Origin of the sequence: Streptomyces sp. NPDC048650 (assembly GCF_043199095.1) — a bacterium.
GTDB lineage: Bacteria > Actinomycetota > Actinomycetes > Streptomycetales > Streptomycetaceae > Streptomyces.
Genome location: NZ_JBICVM010000012.1, coordinates 31,214 through 51,643, shown reverse-complemented (window position 1 = coordinate 51,643; position 20,430 = coordinate 31,214). Strand labels below are relative to the sequence as shown.

The window sequence follows — 20,430 nt, the reverse complement described above, 5'->3', positions numbered from 1 at the left end:
AACGGCTACTCAAAGGCGTGCGTCCGGCGAGCGTTTCTTCGCCGGACGCACACGCGGGGCGGCGCGGCCCGGCGCTGCGCCGGGTCCTGGGCACGAGGTACTGGCCGAGGGGGCTGCCGGGCGCCACAATGCCGCGGGTACGGGCAGTTCCGCCGCCCGTACACGGAGTATTCGTACGGAGTTGAGTAATCGCTCCCCTGGTCGGTGCCGGGACGGATACCGAGACTGGCCGGGACCATTGATCACTTGGCGCCGCCCCGCACTCGCCCGCGGCCGCCCCGGACCCGAGGAGGAGGTGGGGACATGTCCGCACCAGCACGCCACCGAATCCGGCGCACCCCACCGACGCCGGGACGGGCGGTCGGTGGGCCGCCGCGTGGCCGGCGCCACCGTCTCCGCATCCGTCCGTCACCGCGCTGAGCTCCCGGTTCACCGCCCGGTCACGCACACCCCGGCGCCCGACCGCTGCGGCGCGTACGCCCCGGCAGCCGCTGCGCCCCTGCTCCGTACCCGGCCCCGAAGCGTCCCGTCACCCCGGTGGCCTGCTCCCGTCTTCCGCACGCGTCGTGCTGCCCGGCCGTCGACGGGCCGGTCCTGATTCTCAGCACAGGAACTCATGAATACTCTTCCGCTGCCCCCTCACTCCCCGGTCGCCCGCCCGCAGCCGGTGCTCGCCACCGGCCAGCCCTTCGTGGGCAGGGTCGGCGAACTGGAGCAGATCCGTCGCGTGTTGTCGTCCCGGCAGGGTCCGCGCGGCGTTCTGGTCGCCGGCCCGGCCGGCATCGGCAAGTCCCGGTTGCTGCACGAGGCCCGGGCCTTGGCCCCGCGCCGGCAGCTCGTCAGCCTGCACCCGCGCGCCGACGCGACGGTCTCCGGCCAGGACACGGGGCGGCGCCCCTCCCCCGCTGCCCGGGCCCTGGCCGATCTGCTCCGGGCCACGGGGCGGGACCCGGCGTGCGCCTGGCTGCTGAGCATCGACGACGCGGACCTGCTGGGACCCGCGCTGTGGCCCCTGGTGTACGAGGCGGCGCGTCATCCGGCGGGCAAGGTACTGCTCTCGGTGACGGGCGACGGGCAGCCCCTCCCACCGGAGATCCAGGCACTGTGGAGCGACCACGCGCTGGTGCGCATGGACCTGCAACCGCTCGACGCGACGAACGTCAAGGAACTGACGGATTCGCTGCTCGAAGACGGGCTGGGGCAGACCAGCGCGGCCCGGCTGGCACAGTTGTGTGCCGGCAACCCCCGGCTCCTGCGGGAGGTTACCCGCACGGCCGTCGAGCAGCGCTTGCTGGTGCGGTCGGAGGGCTGCTGGCATTTCCTCCATGAACGACTGCCCGTACCGCCGTCCGTACTGGAGCTCGTGGACCCTCAGTTGCAGCAGCTCGGGCCGGTGGGCCGGGAGGTCCTGGAGCTGGTGGCCCTGGCCGGGGAACCGCGCCTGGCGGCGGTAGAGCGCTTCTGTGACGCCGAACAGCTGGAGGAACTGGAGCAGCGCGATCTGCTGCGCACCGTCGACGGCTCCCCTGCCGGCTGCGGTGAACCGCGCGTACGCATCACCCACCCGCTGGTCCGCTACGCGCTGTCCTGCGGCCTTCCGCCGCTGCGCCGACGGCGCCGGCTGCGGGACTGGCTCGCGGCGCACGGCGGACCGGCGGAGATGATGCGGGACGACGACTGCCTGCGCCTGGCCGAATGGCATCTGGACGCCCTCGAACGGCCGCCCAGGGCGCTGCTCGACCGGGCGGTCGAGCAGAGTCTGCGCGAGCAGGTGCTGCCGAGTGCCATCCGGCTCACGAAGGCGGGCTGGCAGCACTACCCGGGTGAGGACACCGCCGAACTCCACGCCTGGGCGCTGACCGCCGGCGCCGAGTTCGCGCAGCTGACGGAGTTCGTCGCGACCGTCCACAGCAGTGCTCCCCAATACGCCCGTGCCCTGGAGCGGGCCGAGGCACGCGCACTGCTGCTCCAGGCCCGGTACGCGGAGCTGGACGCCGTGCTACCGCTCCTGCCGGAGGGCGAACAGGACTATTACCGCATGGCCGCCCGGTACTTCCAGGGCCGCTTCGGCGAGGCGCACGCGCGGGCGGAGGCACTGCGCCGCAACGGGCCCGACGTCCACGCCCTGGAGGCCGGGCTCATCATGATGGGGTCGCTGTGTCACATGGGGCTGCCGGACCAGGCGCTGTGCCTGTATCGCACGCTCCGCTCGGAGCTGGACCGCACGCCCGGCGGCCCCGCCAAATTCCACGCCGACTCCCTGGAGGAGCTGCACGCCTCCGCTCTTCACTACTGCGGCAGGTTCGACGAGGCGGAACAGATCTACTGGCGCGAGTACGCGCAGGCCGTGGAGAACCACCACGTGCGCATCGACGCACAGCGTGGCCTGGCGCTGGGACACCTGCTGCATGATCGCGGCAACATCGAGGGCGCCCTGAAGTGCTTCACGTTCACCTCCAGTTACCGGGTGGGATGGCGGCAGTGGCACGTCAAGGCGGGGATCCACGCCGCCCTCGCGATCAGCTCACTGCCGCTGGACCGGCGGGTGACGGACCGGCTGCCCGACGACCTGACCGCGGACGAGGCCGGGCACTGCGCGATGTTCCTGGCGGTGGTGCGGGCCCGGCGGCACCACGAGCGGGGGGAGACGGCCCTCGCCGAGCGGGTCCTGCACGATGCGGTGGCGCGGGCGCTGGAGGACTCGGCACATGCCGACGCGGCCATCGGACTGCACGAGTGCGCGCGGCTGTCCCTGCCCACCCCGGTGCCCCCGGCCACCGAACTGCACTTGGAGGGAACCTTTCTGCAGACGCGGGCGGCTTACGCGGAGGCGTACGCCGCCCGTGAGCCCAAGTTGATGGGACGGGTGGCGCGGGCCTTCGCGGAGATGGGCGCCGGCCTGTTCGCGGCCGAGGCGTACGCCGAACTGGCCCGGTTCCACCAGCGTTGCGGTGGCGTCAAGGCGGCCACGGCAGCCACCGCACGGGCCCGGGAGCTGTTGCGTGACTGCGGACCGGTGGACACTCCACCGCTGCGCTTCCTCGGCCGTTCGGCGCTCCTGTCGGACCGCGAGCGATTGATCGCCGGACTGGCGGCCCGCGGGTTGCCGGACAAGGAGATCGCCGAGCAACTGTGCCTGTCCGTGCGTACGGTCAGCAACACCCTTTACCGGGTCTACCAGAAGGTCGGGGCGGTGAACCGCCGGGACCTTCGGGTGCTGATGACGCAGCGGGACGGTGGGTGATCCGTGCCCGCTGAGCAGTCGTACGGGCGCCGTGGCCCGCGGGCGGTCCTGCGTGCGGCGGGTGGCCCGGCCGCGGCGCATGGCATTGACGGGCGACAGGTGCGCGGGGTACGCATGCTCGTGGCAGGTCTTCGGGACCGGCCGTTCCCCCCCACAATGATCGGCAGCCTGCGGTGCCACCGGCCGACCGCCGCGGCGTCCTGGCACCGCCGATGGCAGGAAGCACCGATGAAGACGACGACTCCCGACCGCCCCCGGCGCGAGCAGTGCTGGCCGCTGCTCGGCCGCGATGCGGAGCTGGCCGAGGCGGGCCGCGTCATCGAGGACCCCCACCACGGCGGGGTGTTGGTGACCGGGCCGTCCGGCACCGGCCGCAGCAGACTGGCTCAGGAGTGCTGGCAGCGGGCCGGGCACCGAGGACACCCCCGGCTCCGCGTCACGGCGACCGCCGCCGCGCGCTCGGTGCCCCTCGGTGCGCTGGCCCCGCTGCTCCGGCGCGGCTCCGACGGTGCGCCCGCCCTCGACACCGACGGGTCGCCGGGGCGGGGACGGCCCGTGCTGCTTCTGGACGACGCACACCATCTCGACGACGCATCGGCCCGGCTGCTCGCGTCCTGGCTGCGTGGTGGGCGGATCGCACTGATCGCCACGACCGACGCACGGGGTGCCGCCGCTCCGTGGCCGGAGCACGCCCTGCACGCCGTCCGCCTGGCGGCTCTACCGCAGGCCGTGGTGGGAGAACTCCTGGAACGGGTGCTGGAGGGTTCGGTCGAGCGCAGGGCGGTGCGCCTGCTCCACGAGGCCAGCGGGGGGCGACCGCGCGACCTGCGGGAACTGGTGGACGACGCGGTGCGGCGGCGGGCACTGGTGCCGGAAGGGCCGCTGTGGCGGCTGGTGGGCCCGCTCACCGTCACCCCGAGGCTCCATGCCCTGGTCGAGAGCCGCCTGCGTCGCCTCGACCCGCCACACAGCGCGTTCCTCCAGCGGATGGCGGTGTGCGGACGCCTCGCGCTGGACTCCGCGGAACGGGCCTCTGCGGAGGTCCTGGCGGACGAGGGCTGGCTCCGCGTCGTGGCGGAGGGGTCGCAGCAGTGCGCCGAGCCGACCGGTCCGCTGTACCCGGAGGTGCTGCGCGCGGGGCTTCCCGCGCAGCGAATCCGTCGCATCCTGCGGGACCAGGCCGCACGTCCGCGGGCGCTGGATCCCGGCCCCGCCGGGCTGCTGCGCTCGGTGTGCTGGCGCCTCGAAGCTGCCGACTCCGTGGACCCGGGCGAGCTGGAGCGGGCGGTCGTACTGGCCCGCCGGGCCCAGGACCATGCGGTCACGCTGCGGTTGGCCAGGGAACTGGCCCAAGTGCGCCCGGAGCCCCGCACATTGCTGCTGCTGGCCGAGGAACTGTACGAGGGCGGCCATCCGCGGGAGGCCGAGCGCACGGTGCGACGGGCGCTCGAAGAGGCCACTCAGGACGACGACCGGTTGCTCGCCGTGGTGGTGCACGTCCAGAGTCTGGCGTTCGGCCTGCTGCGGGTGGACGAGGCGCTCGCGGTCAACTCCGCGGCCCGGCGGGCGTTCGCCGGTCACCCCGACGTGGCTGTTCTGGAGGCGAACGACGCCGCGCTGTGGAGCCTGTTGGGAGACGTACGGCGCGCCGAGCGGTCCCTGCGGAACATCCCTGCGGCGCCCGGAACCCCCGCTTCCGCCCTCGCGGCGGTGCCGCGCGTGTACAGCCTGACGGAGTCGGGCCGCACGGGCGACGCGGTGCGGGCCGCCCGGCAGACGCGGGCCCACGGCCGGGCGGAGGAGGGTGCCGAAGACGTGGCGCACCCGGCGCTGTTGATCGGCGCCGAGGCCCGTGCGCTGGCAGAGTCCGGGGCACTGCCAGCGGCGGAGGAACTGGCTCGGCAGGCTTACGACCAGGCGGTCGATGCCGGCGCGGGGCTCGCCCAGACCTGGTTGTCGGAGCACCTGGGCTGGATCTGCTACCTCGGAGGCAGGCTGGGCGAGTCCCGGGTCTGGTACAGCAGCGTGCTCGCGCACGCTCGCGAGGTGGGGCTGCGCTCCGGTGAGTGGGTGGGTCTGTGCGGACAGGCGCTGACCGCGGCGGTGTGCGGCGAGGTCGACCGCGCGGAACTGTGGTGGGAGCAGGCTCAGTCGCTGCGCCCGGGCCGCTGGTGGCGTCCGGAGGCGGCCATGGTCAGTGCCTGGCTCGCGGCAGCGACCGGCCGGCCGGCGCGGGCCCGGGCCGAGCTCGTCGAGGCCGCCGGGGACGCCTCTCGGCGGGGGCTGCGCACCGCGGAGTCCCACCTGTGGTCTGACGCGGCCCGGCTGGGCGCGGCGCGGGAGGCGGTGGCGCCGCTGGCGGAGTTGGCGGCCGGTTCGGACAGTGCACTGGCCGCCGCACGCGCGGACCTGGCGCGGGCGCTGGCCACCGGGCGCGCCGGTCAACTGGAGTGGTGTGCGGGCCGGCTGTCCTCGCTGGGGGCCGGGCTGCTCGCCGCGGAAGCCTGGAACACCGCCGCCACCGCGCACACCAGGGCCGGCGCCGCAGCGTCGGCCCGCGCCGCCCGGGAGCGCGCGCTGGCGTTCACGGGCCCCGGTGGCGCCCGTACTCCCGGACTGGTACCGCCGGCGGTGCGCTGCCGGCTGACCGGACGTGAGCTGGATGTGGCGCTGGCTGCGGCGAGCGGCCTGAGCAGTGAGGAGATCGCCCGGCGGCTGTCCCTGGCGGTCCGCACCGTCGTCAATCACGTCCAGCGCATCTGCGCCAAACTGGAGATCAACGACCGGACGATGCTGCGGAACGCGGTGCACCGCACGCCCGGGGAGCTTGCCGCGGGCTGACGCGGCGCCGTCAGGTGCGCTGCCTTGGGGGCCGGAGCAGGCCGCCCGTCGCCGTGACGGTGACGGTCCCCACCCGCGCCGCCGCAACCGCGGTCATTCCCCCCATCGCAGCACGCGGTCGAGTTCACCTCGCGAGCTCACTCCGAGCTTTGCGTAGGCCCGTTGCAGGTGGTTGTCGACGGTGCGCACCGACAGCACGAGCCGAGCGGCGATCTCCTGGCTGGTCAGCCCGTCCGCCGCCAAGTGTGCGACGTCCCGCTCGCGGTCGGTGAGCGGGACGGCCTCGATCCGGTGCCGCAGTGGTGCGCTCATACGGTCCGTCCCGCAGCGCTCCAGCAGCCTCCGGGACAACACCGCGGCGGCCGCGGCGGTACGCGACTCCCCCGCCCGGGCCGCGAGCGCCGCCGCCCCGGCGGCGGCCTCGGCTCCCGTCATGTCGGAACCCAGCCGAGCACATTCCTCGGCGGCCGCGTGCAGCATCCGGTGGTCCTCGTCGGCGAGTCCCGCGGCCAGCTCCGCCCTGGACCCGGCGAGCGGGCTGTCGCCGGCCGCGGCCAGTTCCGCGAGCCGGGCGCGCACCTCGCGGGCGGCGCCGAGCCGCGCGGCGTCCGCCAGAAGCCACCCCTCGTATGAGGCCATGCCCGTCGCCCGGGCACCGGCGGCAGCCTCCAGCAACAGCCTTTGTGCCGCCGGGCGGGCTCCTCGGGCCGCGTTCTGCCAGGCCGTCGCGAGCTGCCGGATGATTCGGGACGCCTGTTGGCGTTCGCCCTCCGGGCCGCTGGTGGCGGCAAGTTCGCGCTCGGCCAGGTCGGCACGCCCGGCCTGGGCGTGCACCGCGGCCAGCCCCGCGCCCGCGAACACCACCGCCCGCCGGAAGCCGTGGCCCCGCGCCATGCTCAGCGACTCGGCGAACCAGTCGTGCGCGGCAGGGAGGTGACCGGCGACCAGCTCGCAGCGCCCCAGGTGCGCGGCGAGCCAGATCTGCGGTGCCAGGGCGCGGGCCGCCACCGCTTGGGCGAAGGCCGCTCGGCCCACTGCCCGCGCCTCCCCGCCTCGCCCGGCATCGGTCAGCGCCGCGACGCGATAGATGGCCGGCCCGCTGGCGTGCGACGAGGGACTGCCCGGCCGCTGTTCGCGCTCGGCCGCGACGAGTTCCTCGTGCACGTCGCGGGCCAGGTCCACGGCCTCACCGGTGCGGCCGGCGTAGCCGAGGGCGAGGGAGCGTTGCAGCTGTGCCCACAGCCGCAGCCGCGGGACGGTGATGTCCTCGGCGTCGGCCAACAGCCGCAGTGCGTCGGGAACCGCGCCCGCGTTGAGCCGATAGGCGGCCTCGTTGACACGCAGCACCCGTCGTCCGCCGGCGTCCAGCCGACTGGCGGCACGGGCGTTGACCGCCAAGGTGCGAGCGGTGTCGCCCAGCCCCCAGTAGAGGTTCTGGGTGCGTTCCATGGCGACGGTGAGTACGTCCTCGTGGCGCTCCGCGAGGCGTTCCGCGGCGCTCAGGGAATCCTCGGCCTCCGCCCATCGGCCGGTGTGGTGGTATGCCTCTCCGCGCAGCAGCCAGACCTCCAGGACCGCGTCGCCCCGCGGGACGCCTGCGAGCAGTTCGACGACCTTGGGGTAGTCGCGTACGTGGCGCGCCATGCGGGCCGCGGGGAGCAGCGCCTCCAGGCCGACGGGAAGTCCGGCGGCCAGCCGCCAGGAGGCGAGGCGCAGCGCGTCCTCACGCCGGCGGGCGCCCATTTCGACAAGGTGGGCGGCCTGGTAGCGGTAGATCGCCCGGCGGCGCGCGGCGGAGATGCCGCGGCGCAGCACCTGGCCGTAGAGCGGGTGATCCAGCACGCAGACGACGCGCCTGCGGTCCATCCGGACGCGGATCAGCCCGTCCTCCTCCAACACCTCGACGTCCTCCGCCCGGTGGCCGCCGTGCACCAGGGCGTCGGGAGAGAGAGGTTCGCACAGGGCGAGGAGCTCCAGCACCCGGCGCCGGCGTCCGTCGAGGCCGGCCAGTCGGCTGTGGACGATTTCGGTGAGCCGGCGTGTACCGGTCAGCGGGCCGGTGAGGTGCCACAGCCCGTTCTCGCGCACCAGCCCGGCCGAGTCGAGGGCGCCGGCGACCAGTTCGCGCAGGACCAGCGCGTTGCCGCGTGAGGCGTGGCTCAGGGTGCGGAGCGTGGCGTGCTCAACCGGCCCGCCGAGGACTCCGCGGACGAGTTCGGCCGTTTCCGTCGCGTCGAACGCGGCCAGGTCCAGGCGGTGGCTTCCCTCTTCGTGCTCGAAGGACTCCACCACGTCCGACGGCGGCACCGGAGTGCGCACCGTGCCCACCAGGAGGACGGCTCCGGTCCGCACCAGGTGCCCCAGCAGCACGGTGGAGGCGTTGTCCAGCAGGGGGAGGTCGTCGACCAGGACCACGGTGCGCCGGGAGCCTCCGTCCGCGGTGGGCGAGGCGAAGGCTTCCGCCGCGGCATGGAAGGTCCGCACCGGGTCGTGAACAGGCGCGTCAGGCGGCAGCAGATGCCCGAGCGCCCCGAGCGGCAGCGCGGCGTCCGCGGTGGTGGCCACCACTCGCTCGGTGCGATGACCGGACCGTTCCGCGTCGCGCAGAAACTCCTCCGCGAGCCGGCTCTTGCCCACACCGGCCGGGCCGTACAGCAGCAGCACGCAGGCCGCGGCGCTGTCGAGGTGGGTCCGGAAGGCGGCCAGCTCTTCGGCGCGGCACGCGAACGGCCAGCGGTGGCGCCGAGCGGCCGCGGCGGGGAGCGCCCCGTCACGGGCACCGGCCGCCGGGCCCTCACGTGCGTTGTCATTCGGTCCCGAGGATGACCGGGGGGACGCCACCTCATGCTCCCTGCTCGTCGTGGCCCTGCGCTGGTGACCGACCGGTCGCCCCGCAGGGGCGGACCTTGGCCGGCCCACCCCCTAGCTTGTCCGCTGTCGGCCATCTGCACATGAGTAAGGATTGCTCCCGTGGTGCCGGATCCACGACGCCGGCAGCGCGATGCGCCTCCCTCCCGGCTTCGCTGTCCACACGGATGGGCCCCGGCAAGGCCCATGCGGTCCACCGGAGCCGGCTATGGGAGCCCGTCCCGGCCCCCGTGGCAAAGAGGCGATCACGTATCCTTCCGGCACACACTCGGCATCCTCGCCCTGATCGTCGTGGCCACCGTGCTCAGCCCGGAGGACCGGCGGTTGCGGGCCCGGCTGCCGGCACGCACACAGAAACAGGCAGCCAGTGACCGACACTCCCGAGGATCCGACGCCGATGGATCCGACGTCGGTGGATCCCGCGCTGGTGGATCCCACCCGTCTGTCGATCGTGTCCGTGCTGTCCTCGGCGCGGTGGGCAGAGTTCGCCTTCGTGCGCGACACCGTCGGGCTCTCCGACTCCGCCCTGTCCAAGCAGGTCAGCAAGCTGGAGGACCGCGGGTACGTCGAGGTGAAACGTGGCCATGTCGGCAAACGGCCCCGTACCTGGCTCAACCTCTCGGACGCGGGACGGCACGCCCTGGAGGGTCATCTCACAGCCCTCCAGAACATCGTGTCCGCCTCGCGCCGGGCCGGAGAACAGCACACCAGCGAATTCCCGCCCTCCTGAGCAGAGCCGCGGCTCCACTCCGGTCCGCGCCGTCCTGGCAGGTCGCCGCGCGCAGCGGCCCGTCGGAACGAATCCGGCGGGCACCGGGCCCGGGCCGCACTCAAGCGTCCCCGGGCCGGGGCTTCTTCAGAGCAGCGCCTTGGCATTCCGCTCAAGGTCCTCGATGCCGCCGCACAGGAAGAACGCCTGCTCCGGGAAGTGGTCGTAGGCCCCGTCGGCGATGGCGTTGAAGGCGTGAATCGACTCGTCCAGCGGTACGGTCGAGCCCTCCATGCCGGTGAACTGCTTGGCGACGTAGGTGTTCTGCGACAGGAACCGCTCGATACGACGGGCGCGGTAGACGGTGAGCTTGTCTTCCTCGCCGAGCTCGTCGATACCCAGGATGGAGATGATGTCCTGGAGGTCCTTGTACTTCTGCAGGATGCTCTTGACGCGTGAGGCGCAGTCGTAGTGATCCTGCGAGATGTAGCGCGGATCCAGAATGCGGGACGTGGAGTCCAGCGGGTCGACCGCCGGATAGATGCCCTTCTCCGAGATCGGACGGGAGAGGACCGTCGTGGCGTCGAGGTGGGCGAAAGCCGTGGCCGGAGCCGGATCGGTCAAGTCGTCCGCCGGGACGAAGATCGCCTGCATCGAAGTGATCGAGTGACCACGGGTCGAGGTGATGCGCTCCTGCAGCAGGCCCATCTCGTCCGCCAGGTTCGGCTGGTAACCCACCGCGGAGGGCATACGGCCCAGCAGGGTGGAGACCTCGGAACCGGCCTGGGTGAAGCGGAAGATGTTGTCGATGAAGAACAGCACGTCCTGCTTCTGCACATCGCGGAAGTACTCCGCCATGGTCAGACCGGCCAGCGCGACGCGCAGACGGGTGCCCGGCGGCTCGTCCATCTGACCGAAGACCAGCGCGGTCTTGTCGATGACGCCGGAGTCCGTCATTTCCTCGATGAGGTCGTTGCCCTCACGGGTGCGCTCGCCCACTCCGGCGAACACCGAGACGCCGTCGTGGTTGTTGGCGACGCGGTAGATCATCTCCTGGATGAGCACGGTCTTGCCGACACCGGCACCACCGAACAGACCGATCTTGCCGCCCTTGACATACGGGGTCAGCAGGTCGATGACCTTGACGCCGGTCTCGAACATCTCCGTTTTCGACTCGAGTTCATCGAAACGGGGCGGATGGCGGTGAATCGGCCGGCGCTCGACAGTGTCGGCGGGCGCCTCCGTCCCGTTCAGCACGTCGCCGAGAAGATTGAACACTTTACCCTTGGTGAATTCGCCGACCGGGACCGTGATCGGGGCGCCGGTATCGGTCACCGGGGCCCGGCGGACCAAACCGTCGGTGATCTGCATGGCAATGCATCGCACCAGGCCGTCCGCCAAATGATGGGCCACTTCAAGGGTCAAAGTGCGCCGCTCGCCCGCGAAATCCGCGTCCACCTGCAGCGCATGGTGAATCTCCGGAAGTCCGTCCAGGGGGAATTGCACGTCCACGACCGGCCCGAAAACGCGGGCAACCCTGCCGGTGACGTCAGTGGCGGTAGCCATGAGGGGCACTCCTTGCCTTCGCGGATGAGGCTCGCCCCATCCCGTATTACACACAACCATAGTTGCACAACCATAGATTTTCAACTTGGGTTGTATATATCTCGAAGGCGACCCCGCAGCGACCCCGACACCGCACCCACCGTCACAAGGGCCGCCCGGCCGCGGCCCGACCGTCGCCCTCACTCCACGCGGTACGGGCGCAGGCCCCCGCCCGGCCGACCGGCGCCGGAGGCAAGGGCCTCCACTATGGCCAGTCCTCGACCGCGCTCCTCGACACCGCAGCCGGCAACCCATTCGCCGCAGGTGAGCGCGGCGCCGCCGTCGGTCACCGAGATACGGACCGCCCCCGGCGCCGCGGCGCCCCCGACAGGGGCAAGGAACAGATGAACCGGGGGCGTCGCGTGCCCCACCGCGTTGGTCACCAGCTCGGATACGACCACCAGGACGTCATGCCCCCACTCCTGACCGACGCCCCAGTCGGCCAAGGCGCAGCGCGCCAGGCGGCGCGCCTTAGAGGGAGCCAGCGGACCGGGATCGAGGGCGAAGCGCACCGCGGCGAGAGGCACCCCGCCGGGCGCCGCAGCAAGCAGGCCCCCACCGGGGACGGGCACGGTGACGCTCACCTCCCCTCCGGCGGCTGCGTCGGACCGGCGCATCGTGGACACGAGACTCACCTTCTTCGGTAGCGAAGTGGTGTGGACTACCGCTCCAGAGTCAGCGCGGCACCCCGCCCCGAGCATGAGCATTTTGTGCCCAAATCGCTCGAAGTCCGCAGCCACCATCACCGTCGAGCCCCTGTCCGCCGGCTTCGCCCCTCGCTCGCACCTCGGGCACACCCCCCAGGGCGCATGAGCAACCCCGAGCCGAGGCCGACACCCCAGGCGGTGGCATCGCGCCCGAGCGCGTTCTCCCGATGTCCGGCGGGAGCCGGAAAGCTATTGTTGGGCCAGGTCGCGGTGTCGCGACGCGGTGGCTGAGAGTGACGCGCGAGGACGCTGCGTTTCTCCCTCGCACCCGGCGGAGGCACTACGCGATCCCCTGCCACGTGGAGACGACATGGAAATTCCGGACGTTGCCCGAGAATGGCCGCTCGTGGCGAGGTCGGAGGAATTGCGCAGCTTTCGACGTATTCTGCGGACAACAGGCTCGGAAGGCTGCGTCATCCACGGCATGTCCGGGGTCGGAAAATCTCGACTCGCCGCTGAATTCTGGCGGATCGCCCAAAATTCCGGAATGCCCACACGGAAGGCGATAGCCACCGTCGGCGCCGCTCAAGTGCCCTTCGGAGCCCTGGCCCATCTGCTACCCGCGGACCTGGACCCGGAGCAGCCGGTCCGGGCCTTTCAGTCGGCCGCGCGGTCCTTCGCCGGTTCGAAGGGCGGAAAGCTGGTGCTCTGGCTCGACGACCTGAACCTCTTGGACACGACCTCCGCCGTGCTCCTGCGGCAGCTGCTGGATGCCGGAACGGTGTTCCTCGTCGCGACGATCCGGAGCGAGACCGCCCCCGGCGAAGCCATCAGCGGCCTTGCGGGGAATCTTCACCGCTTCGATCTCGAAGAACTCTCCCCGCCGGAGACCGCGACTCTGCTCGAAGCCGCTCTCGGGGCCCCGGTGTCCCTCTCGACCCGGCACCACCTCTTCTCCGCCAGCCGCGGAAACCCGCTCTATCTCAGGGAGTTGGTCCACGGCACCCTCGACACCGGAGCGCTCTCCTTCGACGGGGAGGTCTGGCATCTCGCCGAGACACATTCCGGTGTGACGCGGCGTCTGCGCGATCTTGTCCAGGGCCGCCTGCTCCACATGCCGCCGGCCGCCCGTCACCTGCTGGAGGCACTCGCCCTCTGCGAGCAGGTGTCCGAGGCCGATGCGGTCGACATGACCTCCCGCGACATGCTGCAGAGCCTCGAAAGCTCCGGTCTCCTCGTCGCCACCGCGGAGGGGCGCCGCACCACCGTGGCTCTGGCTCACCCCGTCTACGGCGAGGTACTGCGAGATGCCCTGCCGACGATGCGCCGAAGGACCGTGCTGCAGGAGCAGATCGCGCGCACCCGCGGATACGGCGGCCGTCGCCGCGGTGACGCCATCCGGCTCGCATCCTGGGAACTCGCCGTCAACGGAACCACGGATCCGGCGCTGCTGGTCGAGGCAGCCGCCTTCGCGGCCTTCGGCAACGACAACCAGCAGGTCGTCACCCTGCTCGAAAAGCTTCCGGAACGCAGCAGGAATCTGCGGTCGGACCTGCTGCTGGGCAACGCGCAACGAAACCTGGGTGCGTGGGAGGAGGCCGAGACCGCGTATGCGCGGGCGAACCGGCATGCGTGCAGTGAGCGGGAAAAGCTCATGACGGCGGGTGCACGCACCTTCAATCTCTTCTGGTCGGGCGCTCAGGTCGACCGGGCGCTGGCCGTGAACGACGAGGCCCTGACGCACCTGTCCGGCTCCGGGAGCACCACGACGCTGCTCACCAACAAGGGCCATATGCTCGCCGCTTCGGGAGACCCGGTCCGCGGTCTCGCTCTGCTGTCCGAGCTGCCCGACCGCATCGACGACGCCGCGGACCCCGTGCTCTGGCTCCTCTGCGCCACATGGAAGGCCGCCGCCTCCGCCGCCGTCGGCAGGACCGCTCGCGCCATCGAGTTCGCGGAGCATGCGGTGAAGCAGGCCAACGCCGCCCAGGGGACCGGAGATCTGCCGCATCCGGGATCGCAGGCACTCACCCTGGTCATGGCCCTGTCGGAGGCGGGCCGCTTCGACGAGGCGGCGGCGGTCGGTGCGGCTACGCACGAGGACGTGGTGCGCTCCGCGGAACCCATGCAATACCTGTGGCTTTGCCTGCACATGGGAAGGTCGGCCTGGATGGCCGGCCGGCCGGGTACGGCTCGCCGGCTGTTCGCGGAGGCTCTCGCGATGGCCCGCGCGCACCGCCACACCAAGGCACTGCAGATCGTCCTCTCCGGACTGGCGGCCTCGGCCGCTGTGCAGGGCGACACGGAAAGCGCGGCGGCGGCTCTCAGGGACATCGCCGGCCAACCCCCCATGGGGTTCTTCGCCGGTCAGGAACATCTGGGTGAGGCGTGGCTGCTCGCCGCCCAGGGGCGGGTGAGTCAGGCACGGTCCGTACTGATGTCGGCGGCCCGCTCGGCACGCGACGCAGGGCAGCTGATGTCCGAAGGGCTGCTGCTCACCGATGTCGCGCGGCTCGGCGCGCCCCGGGAGGTGAGCGGACGCCTGGGGGAACTCGCGGACCTGTGCGACGGTCGCCTGGCACCGGCTCGTGCGCGTCTCGCCGCAGCTCTGGCGGACCGGTCCCCCGATGCTCTCAGCGAGGTGTCGGACGAGTGTGACGCCATGGGCGCACCGCTGCTGGCCGCCGAGGCGATGACCCAGGCCAGTACGGCCTGGCAACTGGCGGGCGAACCACGGCGGTCGACCTCCGCGGCCAACCGAGCCCTCGCGCTGATCGGGAAGTGCGAGGGCGCGCAGACTCCCGGCCTCGTGCTCTCCGCTTCCGCGGCGGCGCTCACCAAACGGGAGGCCGAGATCGCCCACCTCGCGGCAGCCACGATGCGCAGCCGCGAGATCGCCGAACTCCTGACCATCTCGGTCCGGACGGTCGACAACCATCTGCAGAGCATCTACGCCAAGCTCGGGGTGACCAACAGGCGCGAACTCGCCCGGAAGCTCGGGGAAACAACGCCCCGCTCCTCCGCTCACCCCTGATCGGCGCCCCGGGGAACGTTCCTGGTCGAGGCCCCCGCCCTCGCCTCGACCGGCGCGCACAGCCAGTCGACGACCTTGTCGTTCTGCCGGAAGAACGCGGCGTTCGTGTGCGGCCGCGACAGCGACCCCAGCGCGCCCGAGTCCGCATGGTCGCCGAGAGCGACGAGCCGGTCGTCGCGCGTCCCGTGGCCATCGAGGACGTGGAACGTCTTCCGGCAGGTGGCAAGCTTCGCGCCGTGGGCGGGCGTGGCCGGTGTGGTCACCCGGACAAGTCCGTCTCCTGCCGAACGGCGCAGCAGCCCCGAGGCATCCGCGATGGCGTCGGAATCAGGCAGCCAGGCGTCCACGAGGCGTGCCGCCCGGAACTCCTCCCCCGGCAGTGTGCGGGTGCGCAGGACGAAGGTCCCGGTGGTCGGCTCGGTCGCCACGGCCGGCTCTCCGCCGGCGAAGCGGACCAGGCCGCATCGTGCCAGCGCGGCGAGCTGCTCGATCCGCAGTGCGGGCGCGCCGGCGGCGGCGCGCCGGGCGAGTCCGGCCAGCGTCGCGACGAGCCGGCGCGCTTCCGTGTCCAGCGCTGCCCGCTCCCTCATCAGCACCCCGATGATGGTCTCGACCGCGCGCACCATGGCCTGTTGGGCTGCGCCGTCGGTGGTGCGCCGGGGGTCGCCGGCCTGTCGTACCGCGGTGTGAAGGTGCCGCTGCATCCAGGTCGTGAGCCGGTCGGCGGAGGGCATGACCGGCAACACGGCCGGGGTGAGGCCGGGTTCGACGAACCGGTCGGCGGGGTCGCTGATGTGCCGGGCGAGGAGGGGCCAGGCGGGGCTCTCGACGGGGGTGGTTCGCAGCACGGCCGCGAACGCCTCCCACCCCATGTGTCCGGCCCTCGGATCCCTGGTGAAGAGCTCCTCGTAGTGGGCCCAGGCCATCTCGCGCACCACGGCCTGCCAGAGCTCCTCCAGGGCGGCCCGCCGCCCGGCCTCGCCACCGCTCGTCATGCGCTCCGCAGCTGCTCGGACCTCTGCGTCGGCCAGCAGGACGGGCGCGGTCCGCTCCGGCGTGAGCGGTGGCACGGCGGGGCGGGCGCGGGGTGGCAGCCCCCGGCGCGAGGCGACGATGAACGTCGGTTCGCGGCCGGACGGCTCGTAGGCCAGTACTCCGGACGCGTCCCGGCGGAAGACGCCTCCTCGCCCCTCTGTCAGCAGGATCAGCAGGTCCAGGAACGCCAGGCCAAGCCCTCGTACAAGGAGCGGGTCCCGGGCGGGTATGCCGGACAGGTCGAGGTCCGCGGTGTAGCAGGGCGGGAAGTACCGGCCTCCGTGCTGTTCGGCGAAGGTCCCCAGCGCCCGCTGCTCCGGCGAGGGGGCGCCGTCGAGGTTGCCCAGGGCGAGGACCACACGGTCCGCCGCCAGGCGGCGGCCGCCCTCCAGGTGGACGTCGAGCGCACCGTCGGATCGTTCGCGGAGGTGCCGTGCGCGCACGGCGTGTGTCACGACAGTCCATCCGGAGGACAGCGCGTCCAGTGACGTCCGCAGGCACCAGTTCAGATACGCGCCGCACAGGCGGCGGCTCGCGTAGCTGTGGGGCTTCAGGAGACCCGCCTCGGCGAGCAGCGCCGGATCGGTGCACCACCGGGGTGCGATGCGCGACGCCCAGTCGTACAGCGTCGGCCCCACTGCCAGGGGGCCGGTGGTCCGGACGCTCTCGTCGGGGAGCAGCGTGACGTCGCCGCAGCGCGAGTTCATCCACAGCAGCGAGGACTGGTCCTGCCGCCAGACCCGGCCGCCGTCGGGGTGGGGGTCCACCAGGTGCAGGATTCCCGGCCCCTGCGGGCGTCGTGCCGCCAGACGTTCGACGATGCCGATGCCTCGCGGGCCCGCGCCAATGACGACGACACGCAGGGAGGCGCTGCTCAGGGAGGTACCCGCTCTCATGCGGTGACCGCCCGGGTGAGGGCGAGTCCGGTGTGCTGCCCGGCGAAGGACAGCACGTCGCAGCTCATCCGGTGGCGTGCGCTGCGGGCCATCGAGGTGTGCCCGCTGTCGCCGTAGGAGCGCAGGAGGTACGGGCCGTCGCCGCTCGACGCGCTCTGCAGCCGGGCACAGAACTTCCGGGCGTGCAGCGGGTCGACGCGGGTGTCCCCTTGGAGGGTGATGAGCAGCGTCGGCGGGTACGGCCGCCCGTGCTCGATGCGGTGGTACGGCGAGTAGGAGAGCAGGTGCCGGAACTGGTCGGGGTCGGCGGCGGATCCGAACTCGTGCCGCCAGGAGCGTCCCAGTCCGCTCTGCTCGTAGCGCACCATGTCGGTCAGCGGAGCGATGGCGACCACCGCGGCGTACCGGCCGGGATCGCGCACCATGGCAGCGGCCATCGTCAGACCGCCGTTGCTCATCCCCAGGAGTGCCAGCCGGTCGGGGGCGCTGAGCCCCCGCCGGCGGAGGTGGTCGGCCGCACCTTCCAGGTCCTCGAAGGTGCTGTGCTTGCCCGCCCTCGCGGTGGGCCCCCGCAGATCGGGGACCGCGACGAGTCCGCCCGCCCGCACCCAGGCCAGGACCAGCGACTCGTAGGACGAGGTCAGTGCGTGGCCGAAGCCGCCGTAGCCCAGGAGGAGGGTGGGCAGCGGCCCGGAGGGCCGGCCGCGTCGGGCGAGCAGGGTCAGCGCAACCCCGGTCCCGTCGGCGGAGGGCGCGAACTCCCGCCACTCCTCCAGGGGCTCCGGTCCGGCGTCCGGGAATCTCACGGCGGGCGAGGAGTCCGGGTCGAGGGGGACCGCGATCGGCGGTGTCGTCCAGCTCGTCCAGCCCAGTCGTGCCCCGCCGTGCGGTGCGGGCTCCAGGGAGAGCACGGTGCCGGAGGAGGGGAGAGGCAGTGTGCGCGGCGGGACGTTCCCGCCGAGTTGGTGGACGGAGAGCACCGGCCCCCCGGCTCGTGTGCGGGCGACCAGCAGCCGGGGCGGGCGGCGTTCCTGGGCGCCGTCCAGCAGACACAGGTGTGTCAGCGGGGCCCCGGGTTCCTCCGGGACCACGGTCGTCCGGTTCTCCGGGCCCGGCCGGTTCGGGTCCACCACCACGACCTGCCCGTCCGGCGCCCCGTGCGTGGTGGCGAGGAAGACGACTCCGCTGCGTGCGACATGGGCCGTGGAGACGGCGTCGGCCGATTCCTGCAACGGCGTCCAGAGGGGGTGGGCCGGTTCCTCGCCCAGTTCGGCGAGCCACAGCCGGTTGCGGGTCTCGCTGCCGCGGCGGATCTCCACCGTCAGCCACCGCCCGTGCCACACCCGGGCCCGGAAGCGGTCCAGATCGTCGGTACCGCGCAACACCCGCCGGTCCCGGCCATGTCGGTGCAGCCAGAGGTCCTGACTCCCACCGTCTTCGTCGGTGGCGGCGTAGAAGAAGCCGCTCCCGTCCGGCAGCCACGCGACCGGGCTGTGACGCGTACGCGGGATCCGGTTGCGTAGGTCTCCGGTCGTCGCGTCCAGGAGCAGCAGCGGGGTGCGGTCCTCCCGTCCGCCCTCCAGGATCTGGCAGGCGACGGTACGGCCGTCGGGAGACGGTTCCCAGGACGCCAGGGCCGACTGCCGCCACAGGACGACGGCTTCGTCCTCGCGTGCCGCCTCGAACACGCCCAGGACCGGGTGTTCCGCCTCTGCGTCGATCACTTCCCGGAAGACCCGGGTACCGACGGCGCGTTCCGGGCTCCGCGCCCCCTGGGCCATGAGATGCGTCAGGGTCCGCTCCACGGCCTCCCTGCCAGGAAGGGCGGCCAACACGCACTGGGAGAACCGCTGTTGGCGCTCCAGCCAGTCGCGGGTGGCATCCGAGGCGCCGTCTTCCAGCCACCGGAACGGGTCGTCCACGGTATGACCGTGGACGACCTCACGGAACGGTGCGCGCGGGCTGACGGAGGGCGCGGCGCCGTCGGGGCCGCCCCGGCTCTCGGCCCTGTCGGTGCCGTGCCGGTGGGCGCGACGGTGTGAGCCGTCCGGGTGGTCGGGCGCGTACGGAACGCTGTCCGGGCGCGCCGGCTCGGGCCGAGGCGTGGGGGTCATGACACCGCCTTCTCCGTGAGTGTTGTGGGGGCAGGATCCGGGCCCTTGCCGGTGGGGGTGCGTACGACCCTGATCAGCCAGGGGAGGGTGAGCAGCGGAAGGGCCGCGGCACACCACAGGGTTGTCCGGGTCCCGATGACGGAGGCCAGCAGTCCGGCGCCGAGTGCGCCCACCACTTGGCACGCGGTCGAGGCGCTCCGCAGGAGGGCAACGGTGCGGCCCAGGCTGCCGGGGGCGCTGTCGGCCAGCACCACGGTGGAGAGGCAGATGTTGGCGATCGCCCCGGAGAACTTCGCCGTGGCGAGTCCGCATCCGGCCGTGGCGACGGCCAGCGGAAGGGGCCCGCCTGCGGTGGCGAGCACGGCGGACGCCAGCATCTGTGCGGCGTTCGCCAGGAGGAACCAACGAGGGGTGCCGCCCCGCCGGGTCAGGTGTGGCCCGGCCCATGAGCCGAGCATGCCCGCCAGGCCGGTCGCCACGAAGGCGAGGCCGAACAGGGAGGCCGGGACGTGCAGATCGCGCAGCAGGAAGGGGCCCAGCAGCGCGGCGCCTGCGGCGGTCGCGGCCGACTGCAGCATGAGCAGGCCGAAGACCGCCTTCAGGAACGAACCCCGGCGGAGCAGACCGCGCAGCCTTGCCCCACGACGAGAGGGCGAGCCTTCCGACGTCGCCCGGTCTTCGAGGACAGGGGCGTCGGGCCGGCGGATGCTCAGCAGCAGCACGGCGCTGAGCGCGTAGGTGAGGGCGTCGAGGCCATAGGCGGCGGCGCCGCCCAGTGCGGCGACGGTGAGGCCGGCCAGCGCGTTGCCCGCAAGCCTGGCCCCGTACTCTCCGCTCTGCAGCGTGGCCCGCGCCCGGGTCAGTTCTCCGGCCGGCACCAAACCCTGGAGGTGCAGGAAGTACAGAGTCTCCGCCGATACGGCGATGCCGCCCAGCAGCAGGGTGAGGCCGACCAGCCAGAGGACCGAGAGGTGGCCTGTCGCGGCCACAAGAGCTGTGGCCGCCAGCAGACTTCCCGCGACGACATCACAGCGGATGAGCTGCCTGCGAGGCCGCCGGGCCCGGTCCGCTGCTCCGCCCACCCAGAGGCCGAAGAGGGCTGCGGGAAGATATCCCGCCGCGGTCAGCAGCCCGGTCTGTGTGGTCGAGGCGTTGAGGGACTCCACCGCGATCGTGGTGCCGGCGACGAAGGTGAGGACCGTCCCGAACTGCGAGGCCACCTCGGCCCACCAGTATCTCCGGAAGTCCGTGCTGCTCATCGGGGCGGTCTCCGTCCTTGGTTCTGCGTGGCCGTGGGCCGGGCGGGTTGGGGTGCCCGGCCCACGGCCGGGGTCAGCAGGCGACGGAGAGCGTGCTCTTCTCCGGCGGCATCGGAGCGTCGTCGGTCTCGGTGGCCAGCTGCTGCAGCTCAATGACGTTGATCATGATCGTTATCCT

10 protein-coding genes are annotated in these 20,430 nt (G+C 72.5%); 4 read left to right on the top strand and 6 right to left on the bottom strand.

Annotated features, from left to right (window positions below):
* Positions 1-616: 616 nt before the first annotated feature.
* The gene (locus ACGFML_RS28650; protein WP_393548491.1) at positions 617-3,244 is read left to right on the top strand and encodes a LuxR C-terminal-related transcriptional regulator; all 2,628 of its coding nucleotides are present in this window, start codon (positions 617-619) and stop codon (positions 3,242-3,244) included.
* A 228-nt stretch (positions 3,245-3,472) separates the two neighbouring features.
* Positions 3,473-6,085 (top strand): LuxR C-terminal-related transcriptional regulator, encoded by a 2,613-nt coding sequence (locus tag ACGFML_RS28645; RefSeq protein ID WP_393548490.1) that lies wholly within the window; start codon positions 3,473-3,475, stop codon positions 6,083-6,085.
* Positions 6,086-6,178: 93 nt separating this feature from the next.
* Here ACGFML_RS28645 and ACGFML_RS28640 read toward each other — a convergent pair whose 3' ends face one another.
* Positions 6,179-8,926, bottom strand: coding sequence for a LuxR C-terminal-related transcriptional regulator (locus ACGFML_RS28640; protein WP_393548489.1), 2,748 nt, complete (start codon positions 8,924-8,926; stop codon positions 6,179-6,181).
* Positions 8,927-9,350: 424 nt separating this feature from the next.
* Between ACGFML_RS28640 and ACGFML_RS28635 the strand changes: the two genes are divergently transcribed.
* Positions 9,351-9,683, top strand: coding sequence for a winged helix-turn-helix domain-containing protein (locus tag ACGFML_RS28635; protein ID WP_393548488.1), 333 nt, complete (start codon positions 9,351-9,353; stop codon positions 9,681-9,683).
* A gap of 126 nt (positions 9,684-9,809) precedes the next feature.
* Here the strand turns inward: ACGFML_RS28635 and atpD are convergent, their stop codons facing one another.
* A complete protein-coding gene (gene atpD / locus ACGFML_RS28630; RefSeq protein ID WP_393548487.1) occupies positions 9,810-11,228 on the bottom strand; it encodes a F0F1 ATP synthase subunit beta in 1,419 nt (472 codons plus the stop codon).
* Between the two features lie 179 nt (positions 11,229-11,407).
* A complete protein-coding gene (locus tag ACGFML_RS28625; RefSeq protein WP_393548645.1) occupies positions 11,408-11,884 on the bottom strand; it encodes an ATP-binding protein in 477 nt (158 codons plus the stop codon).
* A 400-nt stretch (positions 11,885-12,284) separates the two neighbouring features.
* Here ACGFML_RS28625 and ACGFML_RS28620 point away from each other — a divergent pair, with 400 nt between their 5' ends.
* Positions 12,285-14,948: a LuxR C-terminal-related transcriptional regulator gene (locus ACGFML_RS28620; protein WP_393548486.1), complete on the top strand. Its 2,664-nt coding sequence runs from the start codon at positions 12,285-12,287 to the stop codon at positions 14,946-14,948.
* Here the strand turns inward: ACGFML_RS28620 and ACGFML_RS28615 are convergent.
* The 3 genes from ACGFML_RS28615 to ACGFML_RS28605 are packed head-to-tail and all read right to left on the bottom strand — an operon-like array spanning position 14,939 to position 20,252.
* Positions 14,939-16,879, bottom strand: coding sequence for an FAD/NAD(P)-binding protein (locus ACGFML_RS28615; protein WP_393548485.1), 1,941 nt, complete (start codon positions 16,877-16,879; stop codon positions 14,939-14,941). The two genes, ACGFML_RS28620 and ACGFML_RS28615, sit on opposite strands and share 10 nt — an antisense overlap.
* A complete protein-coding gene (locus tag ACGFML_RS28610; protein WP_393548483.1) occupies positions 16,876-18,993 on the bottom strand; it encodes a prolyl oligopeptidase family serine peptidase in 2,118 nt (705 codons plus the stop codon). The genes ACGFML_RS28615 and ACGFML_RS28610 overlap by 4 nt, the downstream gene beginning before the upstream one ends.
* A complete protein-coding gene (locus ACGFML_RS28605; RefSeq protein WP_393548481.1) occupies positions 18,990-20,252 on the bottom strand; it encodes an MFS transporter in 1,263 nt (420 codons plus the stop codon). Before ACGFML_RS28605 ends, ACGFML_RS28610 begins: the two co-directional genes overlap by 4 nt.
* Positions 20,253-20,430 lie beyond the last annotated feature (178 nt).

Bases quoted from the DNA above. Each gene is read 5' to 3' on its own strand.
- ACGFML_RS28650 (WP_393548491.1), top strand. From the start codon at position 617: ATGAATACTCTTCCGCTGCCCCCTCACTCCCCGGTCGCCCGCCCGCAG.
- ACGFML_RS28645 (WP_393548490.1), top strand. From the start codon at position 3,473: ATGAAGACGACGACTCCCGACCGCCCCCGGCGCGAGCAGTGCTGGCCG.
- ACGFML_RS28635 (WP_393548488.1), top strand. From the start codon at position 9,351: ATGGATCCGACGTCGGTGGATCCCGCGCTGGTGGATCCCACCCGTCTG.
- atpD (WP_393548487.1), bottom strand. From the start codon at position 11,228: ATGGCTACCGCCACTGACGTCACCGGCAGGGTTGCCCGCGTTTTCGGG.
- ACGFML_RS28625 (WP_393548645.1), bottom strand. From the start codon at position 11,884: ATGCGCCGGTCCGACGCAGCCGCCGGAGGGGAGGTGAGCGTCACCGTG.
- ACGFML_RS28620 (WP_393548486.1), top strand. From the start codon at position 12,285: ATGGAAATTCCGGACGTTGCCCGAGAATGGCCGCTCGTGGCGAGGTCG.
- ACGFML_RS28615 (WP_393548485.1), bottom strand. From the start codon at position 16,879: ATGAGAGCGGGTACCTCCCTGAGCAGCGCCTCCCTGCGTGTCGTCGTC.
- ACGFML_RS28610 (WP_393548483.1), bottom strand. From the start codon at position 18,993: ATGACCCCCACGCCTCGGCCCGAGCCGGCGCGCCCGGACAGCGTTCCG.
- ACGFML_RS28605 (WP_393548481.1), bottom strand. From the start codon at position 20,252: ATGAGCAGCACGGACTTCCGGAGATACTGGTGGGCCGAGGTGGCCTCG.